Source organism: Citrobacter sp. CK195, assembly GCF_030333365.1.
GTDB lineage: Bacteria > Pseudomonadota > Gammaproteobacteria > Enterobacterales > Enterobacteriaceae > Citrobacter_B > Citrobacter_B koseri.
In genome coordinates this window covers 15098-34249 of record NZ_JAOWGB010000017.1, presented here as the reverse complement: position 1 = coordinate 34249, position 19152 = coordinate 15098, and the positions used below count along the sequence as shown (strand labels likewise).

The window sequence follows — 19152 nt, the reverse complement described above, 5'->3', positions numbered from 1 at the left end:
AAATGAACGCGTTTACGTTTTGGGTATGGTTGCTACTTATCGCGGCTAAAAGCCTGAATTACCGTCTGATCCAACGTGTCGTACTCCCCTCTTAGCTCCGCGCTTAGCTTCGCCATCCAGGTCACCAGGAAGTCGGCGTTATGCTCTGCCAGCAGCTTTCCCCGCGCGGTTTGCATGGTTTGCGGCAAGGTCAGAAGTTTTGTCTGAAAATGGTCGAGGGCGAATTGCTTATCGTTAAGCGGGCGACGTTGCGCGAAGGGATCTTCAGCATCAAATAGCGAAACGCCCAGCCCGCCGGAAACGGCAAACACGCGCGCCAGACCGATTGCGCCCAGTGCTTCAAGCCGGCCGGCATCCTGCACAATCTTCGCCTCGCTGGTCATTGGCGCAATGTGGGCGCTAAAACTGTGCGCCTCGATCGCATGACTGACTGCCGCTAATTTCTCTTCAGGATACGCAGGGAAATCGTTCATTAATATGCAACGAGCCGCGTCAGCGGCCAGCACGGATGAACGATGGCGATCGGGATGATTTTTCGGCAGGCTGACGATATCGTGGAAATAACACGCGGTCAGCACAACAAGCCAGTCAACATCCTCGTCCGTCGACAGCTTTTGTGCCGTTCCCCAGACGCGACGAAAATGAAAAATGTCATGGGCGCTATCCTGCTCGTGGTGATTTTTGCCCAACCACGCTTCGAACTGCGATTGCCAGTAGTGTAAATCCACGCTGCCTCCTCTGAATCAGAAAGCAACATTAGCAATATTCCGCCTTGTCTTCACGCTCAATGATTACGGAAGGAGGTATCAGACAGGTTGACGAAAGCAATAAATGGAATAAAAAGAAAATCAGAACGACGTTAAAATAGCGTTAATTACGATAAAACATTCACAAAATAAATTCCAAAAACGCAAATCATAATTTATTAAAAGAAAAACATAATACAGTTAAATATAAAGCAATAAATACATATTAAATTATTTATAATCACACCCAAGGAAATAATTAGAAATATTTTAAATACATTTGTTACATGTAATATTTAAAAAAGAATGAACTTCCTGGAATAGTATTCAACAGTGATCTTCAGGATTCGATCACTTATTCATATCAATTATTATAGGGAATACATAATGAAAAGAAAAGTTCTGGCGATGCTTGTCCCTGCTTTATTAATTGCAGGCGCTGCAAATGCGGCTGAAGTGTATAATAAAGACGGCAATAAACTGGACCTGTACGGTAAAGTTGATGGCCTGCGTTATTTCTCTGACGATGCAGGCAGCGACGGCGACATGTCCTATGCCCGTCTGGGTTTTAAAGGCGAAACGCAAATTGCCGAGCAGTTAACCGGTTACGGTCAGTGGGAATACAACATTCAGGCCAACGGTACTGAAGGTGATAAAGGTGACTCCTGGACTCGTCTCGGCTTCGCCGGTTTAGGTTTTGGTCAAAACGGTACTTTCGATTACGGTCGTAACTACGGCGTGGTTTACGACGTAGAAGCCTGGACCGATATGCTGCCAGAATTCGGCGGCGATACTTACACTCAGACCGACGTTTATATGTTAGGCCGTACTAACGGCGTAGCAACCTACCGTAATAACGGCTTCTTTGGTCTGGTTGATGGTCTGAACTTTGCGCTCCAGTATCAGGGTAATAATGAAGGCACCGGTTTTGGTCAGGAAGGTTCCGGCAATAGCGCAGGTCGCAAGCTGGCCAAAGAAAACGGCGACGGCTTCGGTATGTCCACCTCCTACGACTTCGACTTCGGTTTAAGCCTGGGTGCGGCATATGCCAATTCCGATCGTACCGATGCTCAGGTAGGTCATGGTCTGGGTGACAGTGCTCATGGCAATAAAATGGCGGGTGGTGAAACCGCCGAAGCCTGGACCGTTGGTGCAAAATACGACGCCTACAATGTTTACCTCGCCGCCATGTACGCTGAAACCCGTAATATGACTTATTATGGTGCAGGTGATAATACAGGAGGCGGTATAGCCAACAAAACGCAGAACTTTGAAGTTGTTGCACAGTATCAGTTTGACTTCGGTCTGCGCCCATCTATTGCCTACCTGCAATCTAAAGGCAAAGATTTAGGTGGTCAGGATACCGATAGCCGTGGCAACTGGCGTTACACCGATAAAGATCTGGTGAAATATGTTGATGTGGGTATGACCTATTACTTCAACAAAAATATGTCCACCTATGTTGATTATAAAATCAACCTGCTGGATGAAGACGATAGCTTCTACGCAGACAACGGTATCGCAACCGATGATATCGTAGCCGTCGGTCTGGTTTACCAGTTCTAATATTCATTAGATACTGCACTAAGCCCGCATAATGGAATAATTTCATGATGCGGGCTTTTTATTATCACGCGCGCCCTTTAGACCAATATGCCATAAAGTTAATCGCTTTGTGCTCAACGCCACGCTCGCCAATTAAATGGCGGCGCAGCAGTTTGACGACGGTGGACTCTGCGGCCACCCATCCATAAAACGCCGTGCTGCTGGTCGTGGCCTTATCCCAGAGAAGCTCCCCTTCGGCTTCTTCTTTCACCGTATCCACCGTATCGGGATGGCGACTTTCGGGTACTCTGGCATGCGTTTTCACGGCCTGAATCAGGCATTCACCGTGCTTCGCCGCTGCGGGGTTACGCGGCAACCAAAAAATGTCGGCGAACTTAAACTCGCTTAAATTCGCGCAGTCGCCCTGTTCAGGAACTTCAAAGAACGCCTGAACCTGTGGCGGATTAGTCTGTCTCGCCAGCATCTCAAGGATGCCGCGCGCGGCGGGGAGCGCCGTCTCATCGGCAATGATTAACGCATTCCGCAGTCCCTGGGGAGGCGTCCATTCATAGCCGCCGCTGTCTTCAGCATACGCCGCGTCAGGCGCCACCATCTGAATGGCGTCGCCGGGTCTGGCGTTAATCGCCCATGCCGAAGCCGGTCCTTCTGTACCATGATTGATAAATTCCACGGTGACCTCCTGGCGAGCAGGATCGACATGTCGCAGCGTATAGGTGCGGATAACCGGGCGCTTCTCTTTTGGCATCCCCAGTACAAGCTGATACCAGTGCCCTTCGGCAGGCAACGACGGCGGCGTCCCGTCTTCAGACGGAAACAACATCTTAATACGCTGATCCGGCGAGTCGCATTTCATCTGCGCCACCTCCTGCCCGCTGAAAACCAGGCTCAGCAGCGAAGGGGAAACCTCCGTCTTACGCGCCAGTTGAACGTTGAACAGGCGGTAGCCCTGAACTCCAGCCATAACTTTTCCTTACGCTTAAATCGCGGAATGACGTGAACGGTAGCGGCTGTGCCAGATAAAGCCAGACACCACGGTAAATAATACAGCGACGAAAAAAGCCGCCACAATCAGCGCCGCTGCGGCGCCGGTTTTCGACACCAGCGGCACCAGCAATGCGCAAAACCCATAGCCAAGCGTGTGGCTGGTCGCGATCCAGCCCGCGCCCGCGCCGTCTGTCAGCTTATCATTCAGTAAAAGCTGATAAGCGGGTGTTGCCAGAGCAGCCCCAAACGACAGCACCGCACAGCCGAGGTAAAACAACCATAGCTGTTCAGCGAGCATTATCGCCAGGCCACAAATCATCAGCGCTCCGGCACTCAAAAGCAGCGCCATCGGCGTCAGGTGCTGCGGGCGGAGCACCCCGAACTGTGCGATAAGCGCAGCAACTGCGGCCAGCCCTAACAGCCACGCCACCTGGTGGCTAATGGCGGCGGTATCCGTAGCGAACTGGCGAGTAAGGGCGGGTGAAAGCCCAAGCTGCATCATGCTCACCGCCGCGGCTAATAACAGCGCGCAAAGCAGATAAGACAGGCAATCCAGCCTCAGGCTGGCGCTCTTGCGCTCCGCTGCGGGCTGCGGTGGCGTGCCAGGCAACCGCAGCAGCATCACCAGCGCCAGCAATGGCGCTGCCATCAGCAGCCCCATCGGCGCCAGAGGGTGAATTGCCAGCATCGCCGCCGCGCACAACGGCCCGAATAGTCTGCCGCAGCTCAAGCCGGAGCTAATGGTTGCCAGAGCGACCATGCGATTCCCTTCCCCCGCTCTCTGCAATGCCCAGACCTGACAGGCTGGCACCATCGCCGACACGGTAAGCCCGTAGGCGATCCGCGCGATGATTAATATTCCCAGCCCCACCGCAGTTGTTACGGCGCCGGTCGCCATCAGCATGCTTCCCAGCCCAAGCAGAGTAAAGCTTGCGCCGTATCCCCCCAGTGCCCACAGCACCACAGGCTTACTGCCCACACGAGCAATTTGCTTTCCCCACCACGGGGAAGACGGCAGGAACAGCATTGAGCCAAGCATCAGCAAAGCCGCCCAAATCGACAGGCTCAGGTTTGTCTGAATCACCAGTACAGGGATCGCGACCAGCAGGCCGTTTTGCCCGACACCGAGTAACCCCGCACTGAACGCAAGCGGCCAGCAGGACAATGGTTTTTGCGGCGTTTCCGCGCTCTCAAGAGACGTCACGATGTTGCAATTCCATGTATTAATTGTGTTTATTTGTAAAATTAATTTTACCGATTCTAACAATTGTTATTGATAATGAGAAACCTTATCGGCAAAATTCGCATTATCATAACGAGTGGGATCTGTTTGATTATGACTTTGCCAACTAAAACGTCAGCCCTGGATGTGGCTGCGCAGTGCTTCCTGAATTCCCTGGTTCGTGAAACCAAAGACTGGCGGCTGACGGAATACCAGCCAACCGAATTGATCATCCCGCTGGGCGAACAGCAGGCGCTCCATTTCAGAGTGGCTTATTTTTCCCCAACCCAGCATCACCGCTTTGAATTTCCGGCGCGTCTGGTCACGGCATCCGGCAGTCACCCCGTCGATTTCGCCACCCTCTCCCGGCTTATTGTTGATAAGCTCCAGCACCAACTCTTGCTGCCCGCGACCAGTTGCGAAACCTTCCACCAGCGCGTGATGGAAAGCCACGCCCATACGCAGCAGGCGATTGATGCCCGCCATGACTGGGCAGCCCTGCGTGAAAAAGCGTTGAACTTTGGCGAGGCGGAGCAGGCCCTGCTGGTCGGGCACGCCTTCCACCCGGCGCCTAAGTCTCATGAACCGTTTAACCAGCAGGAGGCCGAACGCTACCTGCCGGACTTCGCGCCCCACTTCCCGCTGCGGTGGTTTGCGGTGGACAAAACGCAGATCGCCGGTGAAAGCCTGCATCTCAACCTGCAACAGCGGTTGACGCGATTTGCCGCAGAGAATGCGCCGCAGTTACTCAACGAATTAAGCGACAATAAATGGCTATTCCCGCTGCACCCGTGGCAGGGGGAGTATCTGTTGCAGCAGGAGTGGTGCCAGGAGCTTGTCGCTAAAGGGCTGATTAAAGATTTAGGCGAAGCCGGCGCGCCGTGGCTACCGACCACCTCTTCCCGCTCGCTCTACTGCGCCACCAGCCGCGACATGATCAAATTCTCCCTGAGCGTGCGCCTGACCAACTCCGTCCGTACCCTGTCAGTGAAAGAAGTGAAGCGTGGAATGCGCCTGGCGCGCCTGGCGCAAACCGACGACTGGCAGACGCTACAGGCTCGCTTCCCGACTTTCCGGGTGATGCAGGAAGACGGCTGGGCCGGGCTGCGCGATCTCCACGGCAACATCATGCAGGAAAGCCTGTTTGCCCTGCGTGAAAACCTGCTGGTGGATCAGCCGCAAAGCCAGACTAACGTACTGGTCTCCCTGACCCAGGCCGCGCCGGATGGCGGTGATTCGCTGCTGGTTGCGGCGGTAAAACGCCTGAGCGATCGCCTCGGCATCACTGCGCAACAGGCCGCCCATGCATGGGTCGATGCTTACTGTCAGCAGGTGCTGAAGCCGCTGTTTACGGCTGAAGCGGATTACGGCCTGGTGCTGCTGGCGCATCAGCAAAATATTTTGGTTCAGATGCTTGGGGATCTGCCGGTCGGGCTTATCTACCGTGACTGCCAGGGCAGCGCGTTTATGCCTCACGCGGCAGGCTGGCTCGACACCATTGGCGAGGCGCAGGCGGAAAACGTCTTCACCCGTGAGCAGTTGCTGCGCTACTTCCCTTACTACCTGCTGGTTAACTCCACTTTTGCCGTGACCGCCGCGCTGGGCGCCGCCGGGCTGGACAGAGAAGCGAATCTGATGGCTCGCGTACGAACGTTGCTGGCTGAAGTGCGTGATCAGGTGACTCATAAAACCTGTCTCAACTACGTGCTGGAAAGTCCGTACTGGAACGTAAAAGGTAACTTTTTCTGTTATCTGAACGACCACAACGAGAACACCATCGTCGATCCCTCGGTGATCTACTTCGATTTCGCCAACCCGCTGCTGGCTCAGGAGGGCTAAATGTCTAAGGCAAACATCGTTCACAGCGGATATGGACTGCGCTGTGAAAAACTCGACAAGCCTCTGAATCTTAGCTGGGGGCTGGACAATAGCGCGGTGCTGCGCTGGCCGGGGCCGCTGCCGACAGGGTGGCTGCGCGACGCGCTGGATCAGATATTTATCGCCGCACCGCAACTTTCAGCGGTGGTTCTCCCCTGGGCCGAATGGCGCGAGGAGCCACAGGCGCTGACGCTTTTCGGGCAGGTAAAAAGCGACATCATCCATCGCGCCGCCTTCTGGCAGTTACCGCTATGGCTGAGTTCTCCGGCAAACCGGGCCTCCGGCGAAATGGTTTTTGATGCAGAGCGTGAGATTTATTTCCCGCTGCGCCCGCCCCGTCCGCAGGGCGAGGTTTATCGCCGTTACGATCCACGCGTTCGCAAGACGCTGAGTTTCCGCGTTGCCGATCCCGTTCTTGATGCAGAACGTTTCACCCGCTGGATGAACGATCCACGCGTTGAGTATTTCTGGGAGCAAAGCGGCTCGCTGGAGGTACAGACCGCCTATCTGGAGCGCCAGCTCACCGGTAAACATGCGTTCCCGCTGATCGGCTGCTTCGACGATCGGCCGTTTAGCTATTTCGAAATCTACTGGGCGGCGGAAGACCGCATTGGCCGCCACTATTCATGGCAACCCTTTGACCGTGGCCTGCATCTGCTGGTTGGTGAACAGCAATGGCGCGGAGCCCACTACGTGCAAAGCTGGCTGCGCGGGCTGACGCATTACCTGCTGCTGGATGAGTCCCGCACGCAGCGCACCGTACTTGAGCCACGCGCCGATAACCAGCGCCTGTTCCGCCACCTTGAGCCTGCGGGATACCGGACAATTAAAGAGTTCGACTTCCCACACAAGCGCTCGCGCATGGTGATGGCGGATCGCCATCACTTCTTCACGGAGGTCGGTCTGTAATGAATCACAAGGATTGGGATTTTGTTAACCGCCAGCTGGTGGCAAAAATGCTGGCCGAGCTGGAGTATGAGCAGGTTTTCCACGCGGAATCTCAGGGCGATGGCCGCTACTGCATTAACCTGCCGGGCGCGCAATGGCGCTTCAGCGCTGAACGCGGCATCTGGGGCTGGCTGTGGATTGATGCTCAAACGCTGCGCTGCGCGGACGAGCCCGTTCTGGTGCAAACGCTACTGATGCAGCTAAAGCCGGTGCTGTCGATGAGCGATGCCACCGTTGCTGAGCATATGCAGGATTTGTATGCCACGCTGCTGGGTGACCTGCAACTGCTGAAGGCACGGCGCGGGCTGAGCGCCAGTGACCTGATTGATCTTGATGCCGACCGCCTGCAATGCCTGCTAAGCGGCCATCCTAAATTCGCTTTTAATAAAGGCCGTCGGGGCTGGGGCAAAGAGGCGCTGGAGCGATATGCGCCAGAGTACGCCAACACCTTCAGACTGCACTGGCTGGCGGTAAAACGTGAGCATATGGTCTGGCGCTGCGACAGCGAGCTGGATATTCAGCAGTTGTTGACGGCCGCGATGGACCCGCAGGAGTTTGCCCGCTTCAATCAGGTCTGGCAGGAAAACGGGCTGGATAACGACTGGCTGCCACTGCCGGTACATCCGTGGCAGTGGCAGCAAAAAATCGCCCTCGACTTCATCGCCGATCTTGCCGAAGGCAGGATGGTTTCGCTCGGCGAGTTTGGCGACTTGTGGCTCGCCCAGCAGTCGCTGCGCACCCTGACCAACGCCAGTCGCCAGGGCGGGCTGGATATCAAGCTGCCGCTGACCATCTACAACACCTCCTGCTACCGGGGGATTCCGGGCAAATACATCGCCGCCGGGCCGCTGGCCTCACGCTGGCTGCAACAGGTTTTTGCGACCGACGCCACGCTTAAGCAAAGCGGCGCGGTGATCCTCGGTGAACCAGCGGCGGGCTATGTGTCCCATGAAGGCTATGCCGCGCTTGCCCAGGCCCCCTACCGCTACCAGGAGATGCTCGGCGTTATCTGGCGTGAGAATCCGTGTCGCTGGCTGAAGCCGGACGAAAGTCCGATTCTGATGGCGACACTGATGGAGTGCGATGAAAACAATCAGCCGCTGATAGGCGCATATATCGACCGCTCCGGGCTGGACGCTGAAACCTGGCTCACGCAGCTGTTCCGGGTGGTAGTGGTTCCGCTGTATCACCTGCTCTGCCGCTACGGCGTCGCGCTTATCGCCCACGGACAAAATATAACGCTCGCCATGAAAGAGGGCGTACCGCAGCGCGTGCTGTTGAAAGACTTCCAGGGCGATATGCGGCTGGTGAAAGATGCGTTCCCGGAGATGGACTCCCTGCCTCAGGAGGTGCGGGACGTCACCGCTCGCCTGAGCGCCGACTACTTAATTCATGATTTGCAGACCGGCCACTTCGTGACGGTTCTGCGCTTTGTTTCGCCGCTGATGGCTCGCCTTGGCGTACCGGAGAGGCGTTTTTATCAACTGCTGGCAGCAGTGTTGAGTGATTACATGCAGGAACATCCACAAATGTCAGCGCGCTTTGCGCTTTTCTCACTCTTCAAGCCACAAATCATTCGCGTAGTGCTGAACCCGGTAAAACTGACCTGGCCCGACCAGGATGGCGGCAGCCGCATGTTGCCGAATTACCTTGAGGATCTGCAAAACCCGCTGTGGCTGGCAACCAGGGACTGAATCATGACAAACACTGTAGATTTTATTGGCGTAGGCATCGGCCCGTTCAACCTGAGCATCGCGGCGCTGTCTCATCAGGCCGAAGGATTAAGCAGCCGCTTCTTTGACGGCCGCCCGCATTTTGCCTGGCATCCCGGCATGCTGGTGCCGGACTGCCATATGCAAACCATGTTTCTGAAAGATCTGGTTAGCGCTGTGGCTCCCACAAGCCCGTACAGCTTTGTTAACTATCTGGTGAAGCGCAAAAAATTCTACCGCTTCCTGACCACCGAGCTGCGTACCGTGTCCCGCGATGAGTTTTCCGACTACCTGCGCTGGGCCGCCGAAGGGATGAACAATCTGCATTTCAATCATACCGTTGAGAGTATTGATTTCGACGAGAGACGCCAGCGGTTTGTGGTGCAGACCAGCCAGGGCGAAAGCGTTGCCCGCAATATCTGCCTTGGCATTGGCAAGCAACCGCACCTGCCGCCTTGCGTAAAAACGGCGACGCAAACCTGCTTCCACGCCAGTGAAATGAGCCTGCGCCAGCCAGACCTCGGCGGCAAGCGAGTCACCGTGGTTGGCGGCGGGCAAAGCGGCGCCGACCTGTTCCTCAATGCGCTGCGCGGAGAATGGGGCGACGTTGCAGAGATCAGTTGGGTCTCGCGCCGCAATAACTTTAACGCGCTGGATGAGGCGGCGTTCGCCAACGAATACTTCACGCCTGAGTACGTTTCAGGCTTCGTCGGTCTGAATGAAAGCGCGCGCCAGAAGATGCTCGACGAGCAGAAAATGACCTCCGACGGCATCACGGCCGACTCGCTACTGACCATCTATCGCGAGTTGTATCACCGCTTCGAGGTACTGAGGCAACCGCGTAACGCCCGTCTGCTGCCAAGCCGCTCGGTCACCGGGCTGGAAAGTCGCGGCCAGAGCTGGCAACTGCTGCTGGAGCATCATCTGGATAACGGCTATGACACTCTGGAAAGCGACGTGGTGATTTTCGCCACCGGCTACCGTCCCGCGCTGCCGCAGATACTTTCACCGCTGATGTCGCGAATCGCCATGCGCGATGAGTGCAATTTCAAAGTACGCGACGACTTCACCCTGGAGTGGAACGGCCCGAAAGAGAACAACATCTTCGCGGTCAACGCCAGTATGCAAACCCACGGCATCGCCGAACCACAGCTCAGCCTGATGGCCTGGCGCTCCGCCCGTATTCTTAATCGCGCGCTGGGGCGTGATTTATTCGATCTCAGTATGCCGCCCGCCCTGATTCAATGGCGCAGCGGCAGCCGGGAAAAACCGCAGCCGGAGGCTGCTTCTTTAACTCGCTACACAGCATCTTTGGGCTGATTTTTTCCGCCCGTGTGAAGGAATAATGATGATAAGCAAAAAGTATACGCTTTGGGCTCTCAACCCACTGCTTCTCGCCATGATGGCGCCAGCAGTCGCTCAACAAACCGATGATGAAACGCTCGTGGTGTCTGCCAACCGCAGCAATCGCACCGTAGCGGAGATGGCGCAAACCACCTGGGTTATCGAAAACGCCGAACTGGAACAGCAGATTCAGGGCGGCAAAGAGCTGAAAGACGCGCTGGCTCAGCTGATCCCTGGCCTTGACGTCAGTAGCCAGAGCCGCACCAACTACGGTATGAACGTGCGTGGCCGCCCGCTGGTCGTGTTGGTTGACGGCGTGCGTCTCAACTCTTCACGCACCGACAGCCGACAGCTGGATTCTATCGATCCTTTCAATATCGACCATATTGAAGTGATCTCCGGCGCGACGGCCCTGTACGGCGGCGGCAGTACCGGTGGTCTGATCAACATCGTGACCAAAAAAGGCCAGCCGGAAACCCAGATGGAGTTTGAGGCTGGCACCAAAAGCGGCTTTAACAGCAGTAAAGATCACGATGAGCGCATTGCCAGCGCCATCTCCGGCGGCAATGACCATATCTCCGGGCGTGTTTCAGTGGCGTACCAGAAGTTTGGCGGCTGGTTTGACGGTAACGGCGATGCCACCCTGCTCGATAACACCCAGACCGGCCTACAGTATTCCGATCGCCTGGACATCATGGGCACCGGTACGCTGAACATCGATGAAACCCAGCAGCTTCAGTTGATCACGCAGTACTATAAAAGCCAGGGCGACGACGATTACGGGCTGAATCTTGGGAAATATTTCTCCGCCATTAGCGGGACCAGCACGCCATACGTCAGTAAGGGGCTGAATTCCGACCGTATTCCCGGCACCGAGCGTCATCTGATCAGCCTACAGTACTCCAACAGCGATTTCTTTGGTCAGGAGCTGGTCGGCCAGGTTTACTACCGTGATGAGTCGCTGCTGTTCTACCCGTTCCCGACCGTAAATGCGAACAAACAGGCGACGGCTTTCTCCTCGTCACAGCAGGACACCGACCAGTACGGCATGAAACTGACCCTGAACAGCAAACCGCTGGACGGCTGGCAAATCACCTACGGGCTGGATGCCGACCACGAGCGCTTTACCTCCAACCAGATGTTCTTCGATCTGGCCCAGGCAAGCGCTTCCGGGGGGCTGAACAACCAGAAGATTTACACCACCGGGCGCTATCCGTCGTATGACATCACCAACCTGGCGGCCTTCCTGCAATCGAGCTATGACATCAATGATATCTTTACCCTCAGCGGCGGCGTACGCTATCAGTACACAGAGAACAAGATTGATGATTTCATCGGCTACGCGCAGCAACAGCAGATTGCCGCCGGGAAGGCGACATCCGCCGACGCCATTCCGGGCGGCTCGGTCGATTACGACAACTTCCTGTTCAACGCCGGTCTGCTGATGCACATCACCGAACGCCAGCAGGCATGGCTCAACTTCTCCCAGGGCGTGGAGCTGCCGGACCCGGGTAAATACTACGGTCGCGGCACCTATGGCGCAGCGGTGAACGGTCACCTTCCTCTGACCAACAGCGTGAACGTCGGCGACAGCAAGCTGGAAGGCGTGAAGGTCGATTCTTATGAGCTGGGCTGGCGCTTTACCGGCGACAACCTGCGCACCCAAATCGCGGCCTACTACTCGATTTCCGATAAGAGCGTGGTGGCGAATAAAGATCTGACCATCAGCGTGGTGGACGACAAACGCCGCATTTACGGCGTGGAAGGCGCGGTGGACTACCTGATTCCAGATACCGACTGGAGTACCGGTGCGAACTTCAACGTGCTGAAAACCGAGTCGAAAGTGAACGGTAGCTGGCAGAAATATGACGTGAAGGTGGCAAGCCCATCGAAAGCGACAGCCTACATCGGCTGGGCGCCGGACCCGTGGAGCCTGCGCGTACAGAGCACCACCTCCTTCGATGTGAGCGATGCAGAAGGCTACAGCATTGATGGCTATACCACCGTCGATTTGCTCGGCAGCTATCAGCTTCCGGTGGGTAAACTCAGCTTCAGCGTTGAGAACCTCTTCGACCGTGACTACACCACCGTCTGGGGGCAGCGCGCGCCGCTGTACTACAGCCCAGGTTACGGCCCCGCGTCCCTGTATGACTACAAAGGACGCGGCCGCACCTTTGGTCTGAACTACTCAGTTCTGTTCTAAACCGCCCTCCTTGCCCGGCACATGCCGGGCAAATTCACCGAATGTCAATACGCAATCAATAGCATTGAACTATTTTTGAAAATTCAACAATAGGCCGCATCCTTTTATTTTTAATAAACAGGCGATCGCAACATGGGATAATAATCTGAAAGGACATTGTATTTTAGAGAGATGGTATGTCAGAAGGAGTTTCGAAAAAATCCAGATATGAAATTATTGCTATCCTGAGAGAAGAATTCAGGGTTAAGTCTAAACTGGATTTTAGTTTTAACGATCTGAGCTGGCAATCAGATTTACGAAAAGTTGACAGTTCATCTTTTTATATCGATCTCCCTCCCTCTTTTCAGCCTTCGTTATCTGAAAACGACGATGTCTGTTTTCAGATCCACAGTAAACTTGGCAGGATTGAGTTTGCCACCGCACAGATAAATACTGAGCACAATAGCCCGGATAATATTTTCCGCTTTGCCATTCCTGAGAGCATAAACATATTGCAACGGCGTTCGTCCCCCCGACTTAAGACAAGAGAGAGTTATCAATTCTGTTGTTCTGGTCGTTATAAAAATGGCGTTACTTTTAAACATACGTTAAATGATGTCTCTGACGGCGGGTGTTCTTTCATATCCACCCAATCTCAACTTAAATTTATGCGTAAAGATAATGTGTTAGAAAATGTTGAGATGAGCTTTGGTGAATATGGCAGCGTAATGACTAACTTAAAAATCATCAGCGTAACAGAACTCCATAATGAAAAATCGTATGAAGAAGCAGATTTCCGCATCTCTTGTATGTTTCAGCATAAAAGTGACGATTATAAACATTACATAGAGAATGTTATCGTCAAATTAATTATTGACAATAAAATTAAAAATAAGATTTTTTTAGTTTAACGGACCGGGAAAACATTGAGCAATTTATTATTTTACACGGATGATAATCTCATTGGGCAATCAATCCTGCATTACATGGTGGACAATGAGATAAATATTACCACGCTGGGCTATCAGGAGATCGCCGGGAGAACCCGTGCCCCTCAGTCGGGTACGATTATTATCAATGTCATTCATAAGGATATCTCTGCGGCCAGAACGGTCGCCTTACTCAATAGATTACGAATGTATCTCACGCACTGCACGCTGCTCGTTCTGATTGTAAAAAGCGACCTCGCCAGCTTATGCCGTGAACTTCTCGATCTTGAAAATGTATTGATTCTGACGGAAAACGCGTCTTGCTCCGATCTCTCGGCTATCTTGAAACATCCTTTAACGACCCGCGAATATCAGCGCTTATACACCCGGCGAAAACTCACTACCAGGGAGCAGCAGGTGCTGGCGCTAATGATTGCCAACCATAACAATAAACAAATAGCAGAGCTTCTCAATATTGACTATAAAACAGCCCACACTCACAGAGCGAGTATTATGAGAAAGTTAGGCATGAATAACTCGCAAGTGATGAACAAAAGAATCGTCAATATGTTTCGATGCTAAACATATTAAATGTGCAGATGACCAATCAAAAACCGATAATTAATTGTTAACCAGCCCCCTGTCAATCATTTTCACCGACAAAAATATCACTTATATTAATACCACCTCCTCCCACCGTTGACCTGATTTCTGACGAGATATAATGGACGCACTTATGTTTTTCAATCATAATTTGTCACGTAGCGATATATCCGTTCGATATGTCTTCCAAAAAATGTTTTCACCTCTCGGGGCGCTTGTCGCCGTTGAGTGCCTGAGCCGCTTTGACCATATCCCTGTTTCTCCAGAAGAGTTATTTCGTTATGCCAATGCGGACTTACGGGAAAGTATCTTTATGGAACAACTGGCGTTAATAGAAAAACATAAAGCGTGGTTTATAAAAAACAATGTTTCTGCCACGATTAACGTTGACGACCATATACTTAGCGTCCTGCTACGGCCAGAAGTGAAAGCGAAAGTCAAAGCACTGGGCTGCGTTCACTTTGAAATCACGGAAAACTCTAACGAACTGTTGAATAACTCTCTCGCCGCCTGGTGTGATTCCCACAGCACCCCACTCTGGCTCGATGACTTTGGCGCTGGCTACGCGGGAATTAACGCGATTCGCGGCTATCATTTTGACTATGTCAAAATCGACAGAAACTTCTTCTGGCATTTAATGCAAAAAGAGTCTGGTCGGCCATTGATGGATGCGCTGGTCACTTTCCTTTCCCGTAACCAACATAATGTGATTATTGAAGGCGTCGAAAGCGAAGCGCATAAGAAATGGTTGCAGGGTATGGAGTGGTTTGCCATTCAGGGGCATTACTGGAAAGAAGTCAGTATTGAACAACTGGTCAAAGAAGAGATTGCGGTTTAAAAAAGGGAAAAAAATGCCGGAAGACTCCGGCATCAAAATCAACCTTCACACGCAAGAAATCAGTTATACACTAACTCCCAGGTCGCCCAACTGGTCAACGGGCCACTGGTCGCTTTCTCCGGCGCTGGCGTAACGTAACCGATGTAATAAGTAAACACACCGCCGCTTACCGCTTTTTCCACCAAAGGCACCCGGTTTTGCTGCGGGTCAGCCGGAACAATTTTATTGCTTTTATCCAGCGTATTATTGTCGTTGGTCGACAGCGCCAGAAAAATATGGCTGGCCCCATCCGCTCGTGTATTCGCCAGATAACCGGCATTTTCGTTGCCGACGGTATTGACCGTGAATCCATCAATCCAGCGCACACTTACCGTGCTGATCTCATCGTTATTCGCAGCGCCACCATCATGACGTAACTGGCAGTTCGACAATTCCAGGGTGAAGGATTGCGGTTTCATAAATGCGCCCGCGCCACGGGCATGTACTTCCGCCAGGCTTACCGGAGCCAGCCAGACGCTACCGCTGCCCGCATTGTTGCCCCCGTTGAGCGCCACGCTACAGGAGATATCCGTCACTCGCCCTGCGAAGTCCACCCGTCCGCGATCGTAATTGGTTTCAAATCCCCACGCTGAAGAGGCGACAAGCATTCCGCTTATCAGGGTCAACTGAGTGAGTCGTCTGATATTTTTATACTGTGCTGAATCACGCATACCCACCTCCCGAATTAATCGTACGTCAGATTAAAGATCATGTGCGACTCCACCTCACCGGTACTTGTGGTCGATGCGTATTGATAGAAGCGTGCACGATAAGGCAATGTAATGTAACGGGTTTCCTGGGTCTGCAAGGTGCCGATATTATATTTCTTGCTAAATTCCAGCGGGGTGCCGTCTTTCAGTACCTGGACGCCAATCCCTTTCGCCGCAGCGTTTCCGCTTTTTTCGTTGATGAGCACGCCCTGAGCGGCAGTGGTGCTTGTCGCCAGGTTGCCGGAAAAAGTCGTATGGATATTGGCGAAACCGGATTCACTTACGCCGCCGCTGCACTGCAACTGGATATTAAAATCTTTGCCTCCCGCCGTAGTGCCAACGCCATTCAGATCGCTGCGCTTAATCGTACCGATATCAACGTTCATATTCTTACCGCTTAACACGGTACAGGAGGGCGAGACGACGGTGATGGCATTGGCGCTGAGGAAAGTTTCAAGGATCGGGTTACTGCCGTTTTCCCAGTCATAAGAGGTATATTTCCCCGCCGCCAGGGTGCCACTGCCGGTCACGTTCGCAGTTTTAATCACTTCCAGCGTAAAACGGGAGCCTTCCAGTGAATAACTGGTCTGCCTGTTGACATAGGAGGAGTAGACATCCGGGTAGACAATATTGACCGTTGCGCCACCGCGACTAAAACGCAAGCCGATGCCGTCTACGTTTGTCGAATAAATTTTATTCCCCAGGTCGGTGGCTCCGGGCACGACAATTTTCGCCGCAAAACGGTTAGTACCGGCTGAACAGCTATAGCTTGCTCCACCCGACGCCGACATTGTCCAGTCACGGGACACAATCACTGAGCCCACCGGCAGATCCGGCGGAACAACCACTCGCCCGATGGCCATGTCTAATGTCACCGTCGGCTGTGAAAGGCGCGAGCAGAAAGCCCATGCCGATGTTGTCCCCAGCGCCATTAATCCAATAAAAAGCGTCAGTCTTTTACTCAGCGACATAGCGTTTCCTTTGTTTTTGCCTGACTCAGATCCACCGTACATTGCCCGCCATTCCACTTAACCGTGGCTTTTGACGCGCTGGCGTCGCTGATAAACATCATGCTGCCCTGCCCCACAACACCGATCTCTTTTCCGCTCGGGTCAAAAATCGTGGCGGCGAACGGCAACGGCAGGCCATTCGCCTGGCGCGCCTGCACCGTGATGTTGTTTTGCACCGTGGTATTGAAGGCAACTTTGACTACGCTCCCCTCCCACGGCACAACCTGCGCCACGGTACGATCGAAAGCGATATCGTCATTACTGCCTTTCGGGTCAATTTCAACGGCGTTAATCCGGTAAGGCCGCAGATACGGCAGAATGGCGTAGCCGTTGCTGTCAATGCGGGTCCCCGGCGAACCTGGCAACATGGCGCCTGCGGCATCTTTCGCTTCGATCAGCGCCATCGTGGTGCCGCTTTCCGGCGAGAACACCACGCCGTGCTGATGGGCAATCAGCGTCCCGCTGGCGCCCAGACCGCTCTGACGATACCCTGCGCCCTGACTATAACTGCCGTTCAGCGTGGTCCACGGGGTACGATAGCTGCCGTTCAGCGCCACATCGTGCTGACCTCCGGTCGCGGTGGTGGTCGATACGCCGTAGTTGAGGTTGTTTTCACTGTCCAGCGAGCCGTTGACGCCAATCTGCGAGCTGGCGAAGTGCGAGTTGTTGAACGAGGTATTTGACGTCAGATTCGCGGTGCGATTCTCGCCGAACCACAGCGGGTAGCTAAAGTTGAGCGAAACGCGATCGTCGCGACGATGACCGGAGCTGTCCGGCGTATAGACGCGCTGAGCGCTGACCGACCATGAGAGACGACCGAACATATTGTTATAGCTGAGCTGATACTGCTTCTCCGTGCCTGAACGGTTCCAGTAATCCGAAACCCGACCGCTTAAGTAGAAACCGCCCCAGCCGTCCGGCAGGTTCTGGTTTACGGTAAAGGTCATGCTGTTTTTCTGTCGCCACACGGTGTAGTTGCTGTTGTGGTTCTTTTCCTGATCGACGGCGTACAGCGCGTCGTTCAGGTTGTAGTAGCCTTTGGTGGAGTAACGATACGCCGCCAGGACAATACTGGTCTGCGTTTCGGTGAACATGCGGTTAAAGGTGGCGCGGTAGCTCTGACCATGCTCGTCAAGGGTATCGCTCTTCAACCGCGAATGGGTGACATCGAATGACAAGGCGCCGACGCCGGTATTCATCCCGGTTCCCAGCAGGAATGCCTGATAGTCATCAAAACCGGTCACGCCAGCATAGCCGGTGAACAGGTTATTTAAGCCCTGTTGCCAGGTCGCCTGGTAGAGCATCGGCTTATTGCGCAGCGAACTATCATCAACCTTACCGGCAGAGAGCGCATAGCGGGTCATCCCCGGACGCAGTAATTGCGCTACCGAGGCATAAGGCACGCTGAACACCTGTACCGAGCCATCGGCTTCTTTTACTGAAACCTCAAGGTCGCTGCCATAGCCGGAAGGGTAAACATCCTGTAACGTAAACGGTCCCGGCGGCACGGTGGTCTGATAGATAATATTGTTGCCCTGACGTACCGTCACCAGCGCGTTACTTTGCGCCACGCCGCGAATTTCCGGGGCGTAGGAACGCATACCGTCCGGGAACATATTGTCATCGGTCGCCAGATTTACCCCTCGCAGGCCGATGGTGTCGAAAAACTCACCGTTGGTAAAAATCTGCCCACCGCTGACAATCGAGTTAATTTGCGGAATCGGACGTTGCAGGTAGGTCTGGTTGCTGTTCCAGTGCGCCTTCCCCTGCTGCTGTTGCCAGTTCAGGTTACCAATGTGTTTGAGCAGCCAGCCGTCCCAGGAAAGACCCGCGTTAACGCCAAGATAGGCGCTGCTGTTATCTGACCCGTTGGCCGATGACGTGTGGCTGTTCCAGGCGTTAGCCATCCAGCCTAAATTCAGCGCTGCAACGCCTTTATCCCAGAACTCCGGGCTGACAAAATTCTTAAAGCGCTGATCTTCGTAGATTTGCGGTACGGAAATATCCAGCCTCAGAGAGGACTGAATCAGGTTGTCGCTGACATTTTCTTCGTTACGCCACTCTTGCAGTCGTCCGCAATAGCCCTCTTTCGCGCTAAGCTGTGGGTTAAATTTTTCTGGCGAGATACCGTATTGCATCAGCATCGCTTTGGTGTAGCAGACGCCCATTTTGCCGTCTTTTCCACGGGTGATATTCAGGTCGTAGCGGCCTTTCCACTCACCATTGGTATACACATCAAGTGAGTAAACACCCTCGGAGATAGCGCTCGTGGAAAAGCGCGACAGATCGACCTTTTCGCGACTGCCGACAATAAAGCCATCGTTAAACTGATAAACCGTTCCTGGGTTTTCCTGGCCGCTTGAAAATGGCGGAAAGCAGTACAGTGCAATCGCAATTGCCGTACTTAATCTTTCCGGGCGGATTGACCTCTGCTTCATGAT

15 protein-coding genes are annotated in these 19152 nt (G+C 53.7%); 9 read left to right on the top strand and 6 right to left on the bottom strand.

What is annotated here, in order from left to right:
• Window positions 1–32: 32 nt before the first annotated feature.
• Window positions 33–728 (bottom strand): phosphohydrolase, encoded by a 696-nt coding sequence (locus tag OGX93_RS00950; protein WP_286449272.1) that lies wholly within the window; start codon window positions 726–728, stop codon window positions 33–35.
• Between the two features lie 405 nt (window positions 729–1133).
• Between OGX93_RS00950 and ompC the strand changes: the two genes are divergently transcribed.
• On the top strand, window positions 1134–2312 hold the full coding sequence (ompC, locus tag OGX93_RS00945) for a porin OmpC (protein ID WP_286449273.1): 1179 nt from the start codon (window positions 1134–1136) through the stop codon (window positions 2310–2312).
• 64 nt (window positions 2313–2376) lie between these two features.
• On the opposite strand, the gene OGX93_RS00940 is transcribed toward ompC, so the two are convergent.
• Window positions 2377–3273, bottom strand: coding sequence for a siderophore-interacting protein (locus tag OGX93_RS00940; protein ID WP_071258796.1), 897 nt, complete (start codon window positions 3271–3273; stop codon window positions 2377–2379).
• A gap of 15 nt (window positions 3274–3288) precedes the next feature.
• A complete protein-coding gene (locus OGX93_RS00935; RefSeq protein WP_286449274.1) occupies window positions 3289–4500 on the bottom strand; it encodes an MFS transporter in 1212 nt (403 codons plus the stop codon).
• 132 nt (window positions 4501–4632) lie between these two features.
• Between OGX93_RS00935 and iucA the strand changes: the two genes are divergently transcribed.
• From iucA to mrkJ, 8 genes are all read left to right on the top strand, one after another.
• Window positions 4633–6357, top strand: a complete 1725-nt coding sequence (iucA, locus tag OGX93_RS00930) for an aerobactin synthase IucA (RefSeq protein ID WP_286449275.1) — start codon at window positions 4633–4635, stop codon at window positions 6355–6357.
• A complete protein-coding gene (gene iucB, locus OGX93_RS00925; RefSeq protein WP_286449276.1) occupies window positions 6358–7305 on the top strand; it encodes a N(6)-hydroxylysine O-acetyltransferase IucB in 948 nt (315 codons plus the stop codon). It begins immediately after the preceding gene.
• Window positions 7305–9038 carry an NIS family aerobactin synthetase IucC gene (gene iucC / locus OGX93_RS00920; protein WP_286449277.1) on the top strand — a complete coding sequence of 578 codons (1734 nt, stop codon included), beginning with the start codon at window positions 7305–7307 and terminating at the stop codon, window positions 9036–9038. Before iucB ends, iucC begins: the two co-directional genes overlap by 1 nt.
• A 3-nt stretch (window positions 9039–9041) precedes the next feature.
• Window positions 9042–10376, top strand: coding sequence for an NADPH-dependent L-lysine N(6)-monooxygenase (gene iucD / locus OGX93_RS00915; protein ID WP_012131874.1), 1335 nt, complete (start codon window positions 9042–9044; stop codon window positions 10374–10376).
• 25 nt (window positions 10377–10401) lie between these two features.
• Window positions 10402–12603: a ferric aerobactin receptor IutA gene (iutA, locus tag OGX93_RS00910; protein ID WP_286449278.1), complete on the top strand. Its 2202-nt coding sequence runs from the start codon at window positions 10402–10404 to the stop codon at window positions 12601–12603.
• 176 nt (window positions 12604–12779) lie between these two features.
• Window positions 12780–13493, top strand: a complete 714-nt coding sequence (locus OGX93_RS00905; protein ID WP_286449280.1) for a flagellar brake protein — start codon at window positions 12780–12782, stop codon at window positions 13491–13493.
• A gap of 15 nt (window positions 13494–13508) precedes the next feature.
• The gene (locus OGX93_RS00900; RefSeq protein WP_441302677.1) at window positions 13509–14093 is read left to right on the top strand and encodes a helix-turn-helix transcriptional regulator; all 585 of its coding nucleotides are present in this window, start codon (window positions 13509–13511) and stop codon (window positions 14091–14093) included.
• Window positions 14094–14235: 142 nt separating this feature from the next.
• Complete coding sequence (gene mrkJ, locus OGX93_RS00895; protein ID WP_286449281.1) at window positions 14236–14952, top strand: cyclic-di-GMP phosphodiesterase MrkJ; 717 nt, start codon at window positions 14236–14238, stop codon at window positions 14950–14952.
• A gap of 59 nt (window positions 14953–15011) precedes the next feature.
• Here the strand turns inward: mrkJ and OGX93_RS00890 are convergent, their stop codons facing one another.
• From OGX93_RS00890 to OGX93_RS00880, 3 genes are read right to left on the bottom strand one after another with little or no spacing between them, the layout of a single operon-like run.
• Window positions 15012–15662 carry a fimbrial protein gene (locus OGX93_RS00890; RefSeq protein ID WP_104868514.1) on the bottom strand — a complete coding sequence of 217 codons (651 nt, stop codon included), beginning with the start codon at window positions 15660–15662 and terminating at the stop codon, window positions 15012–15014.
• A 14-nt stretch (window positions 15663–15676) separates the two neighbouring features.
• Complete coding sequence (locus tag OGX93_RS00885) at window positions 15677–16672, bottom strand: fimbrial protein (protein WP_275375009.1); 996 nt, start codon at window positions 16670–16672, stop codon at window positions 15677–15679.
• Window positions 16663–19149 carry a fimbria/pilus outer membrane usher protein gene (locus OGX93_RS00880; RefSeq protein WP_286449283.1) on the bottom strand — a complete coding sequence of 829 codons (2487 nt, stop codon included), beginning with the start codon at window positions 19147–19149 and terminating at the stop codon, window positions 16663–16665. Before OGX93_RS00880 ends, OGX93_RS00885 begins: the two co-directional genes overlap by 10 nt.
• Window positions 19150–19152 lie beyond the last annotated feature (3 nt).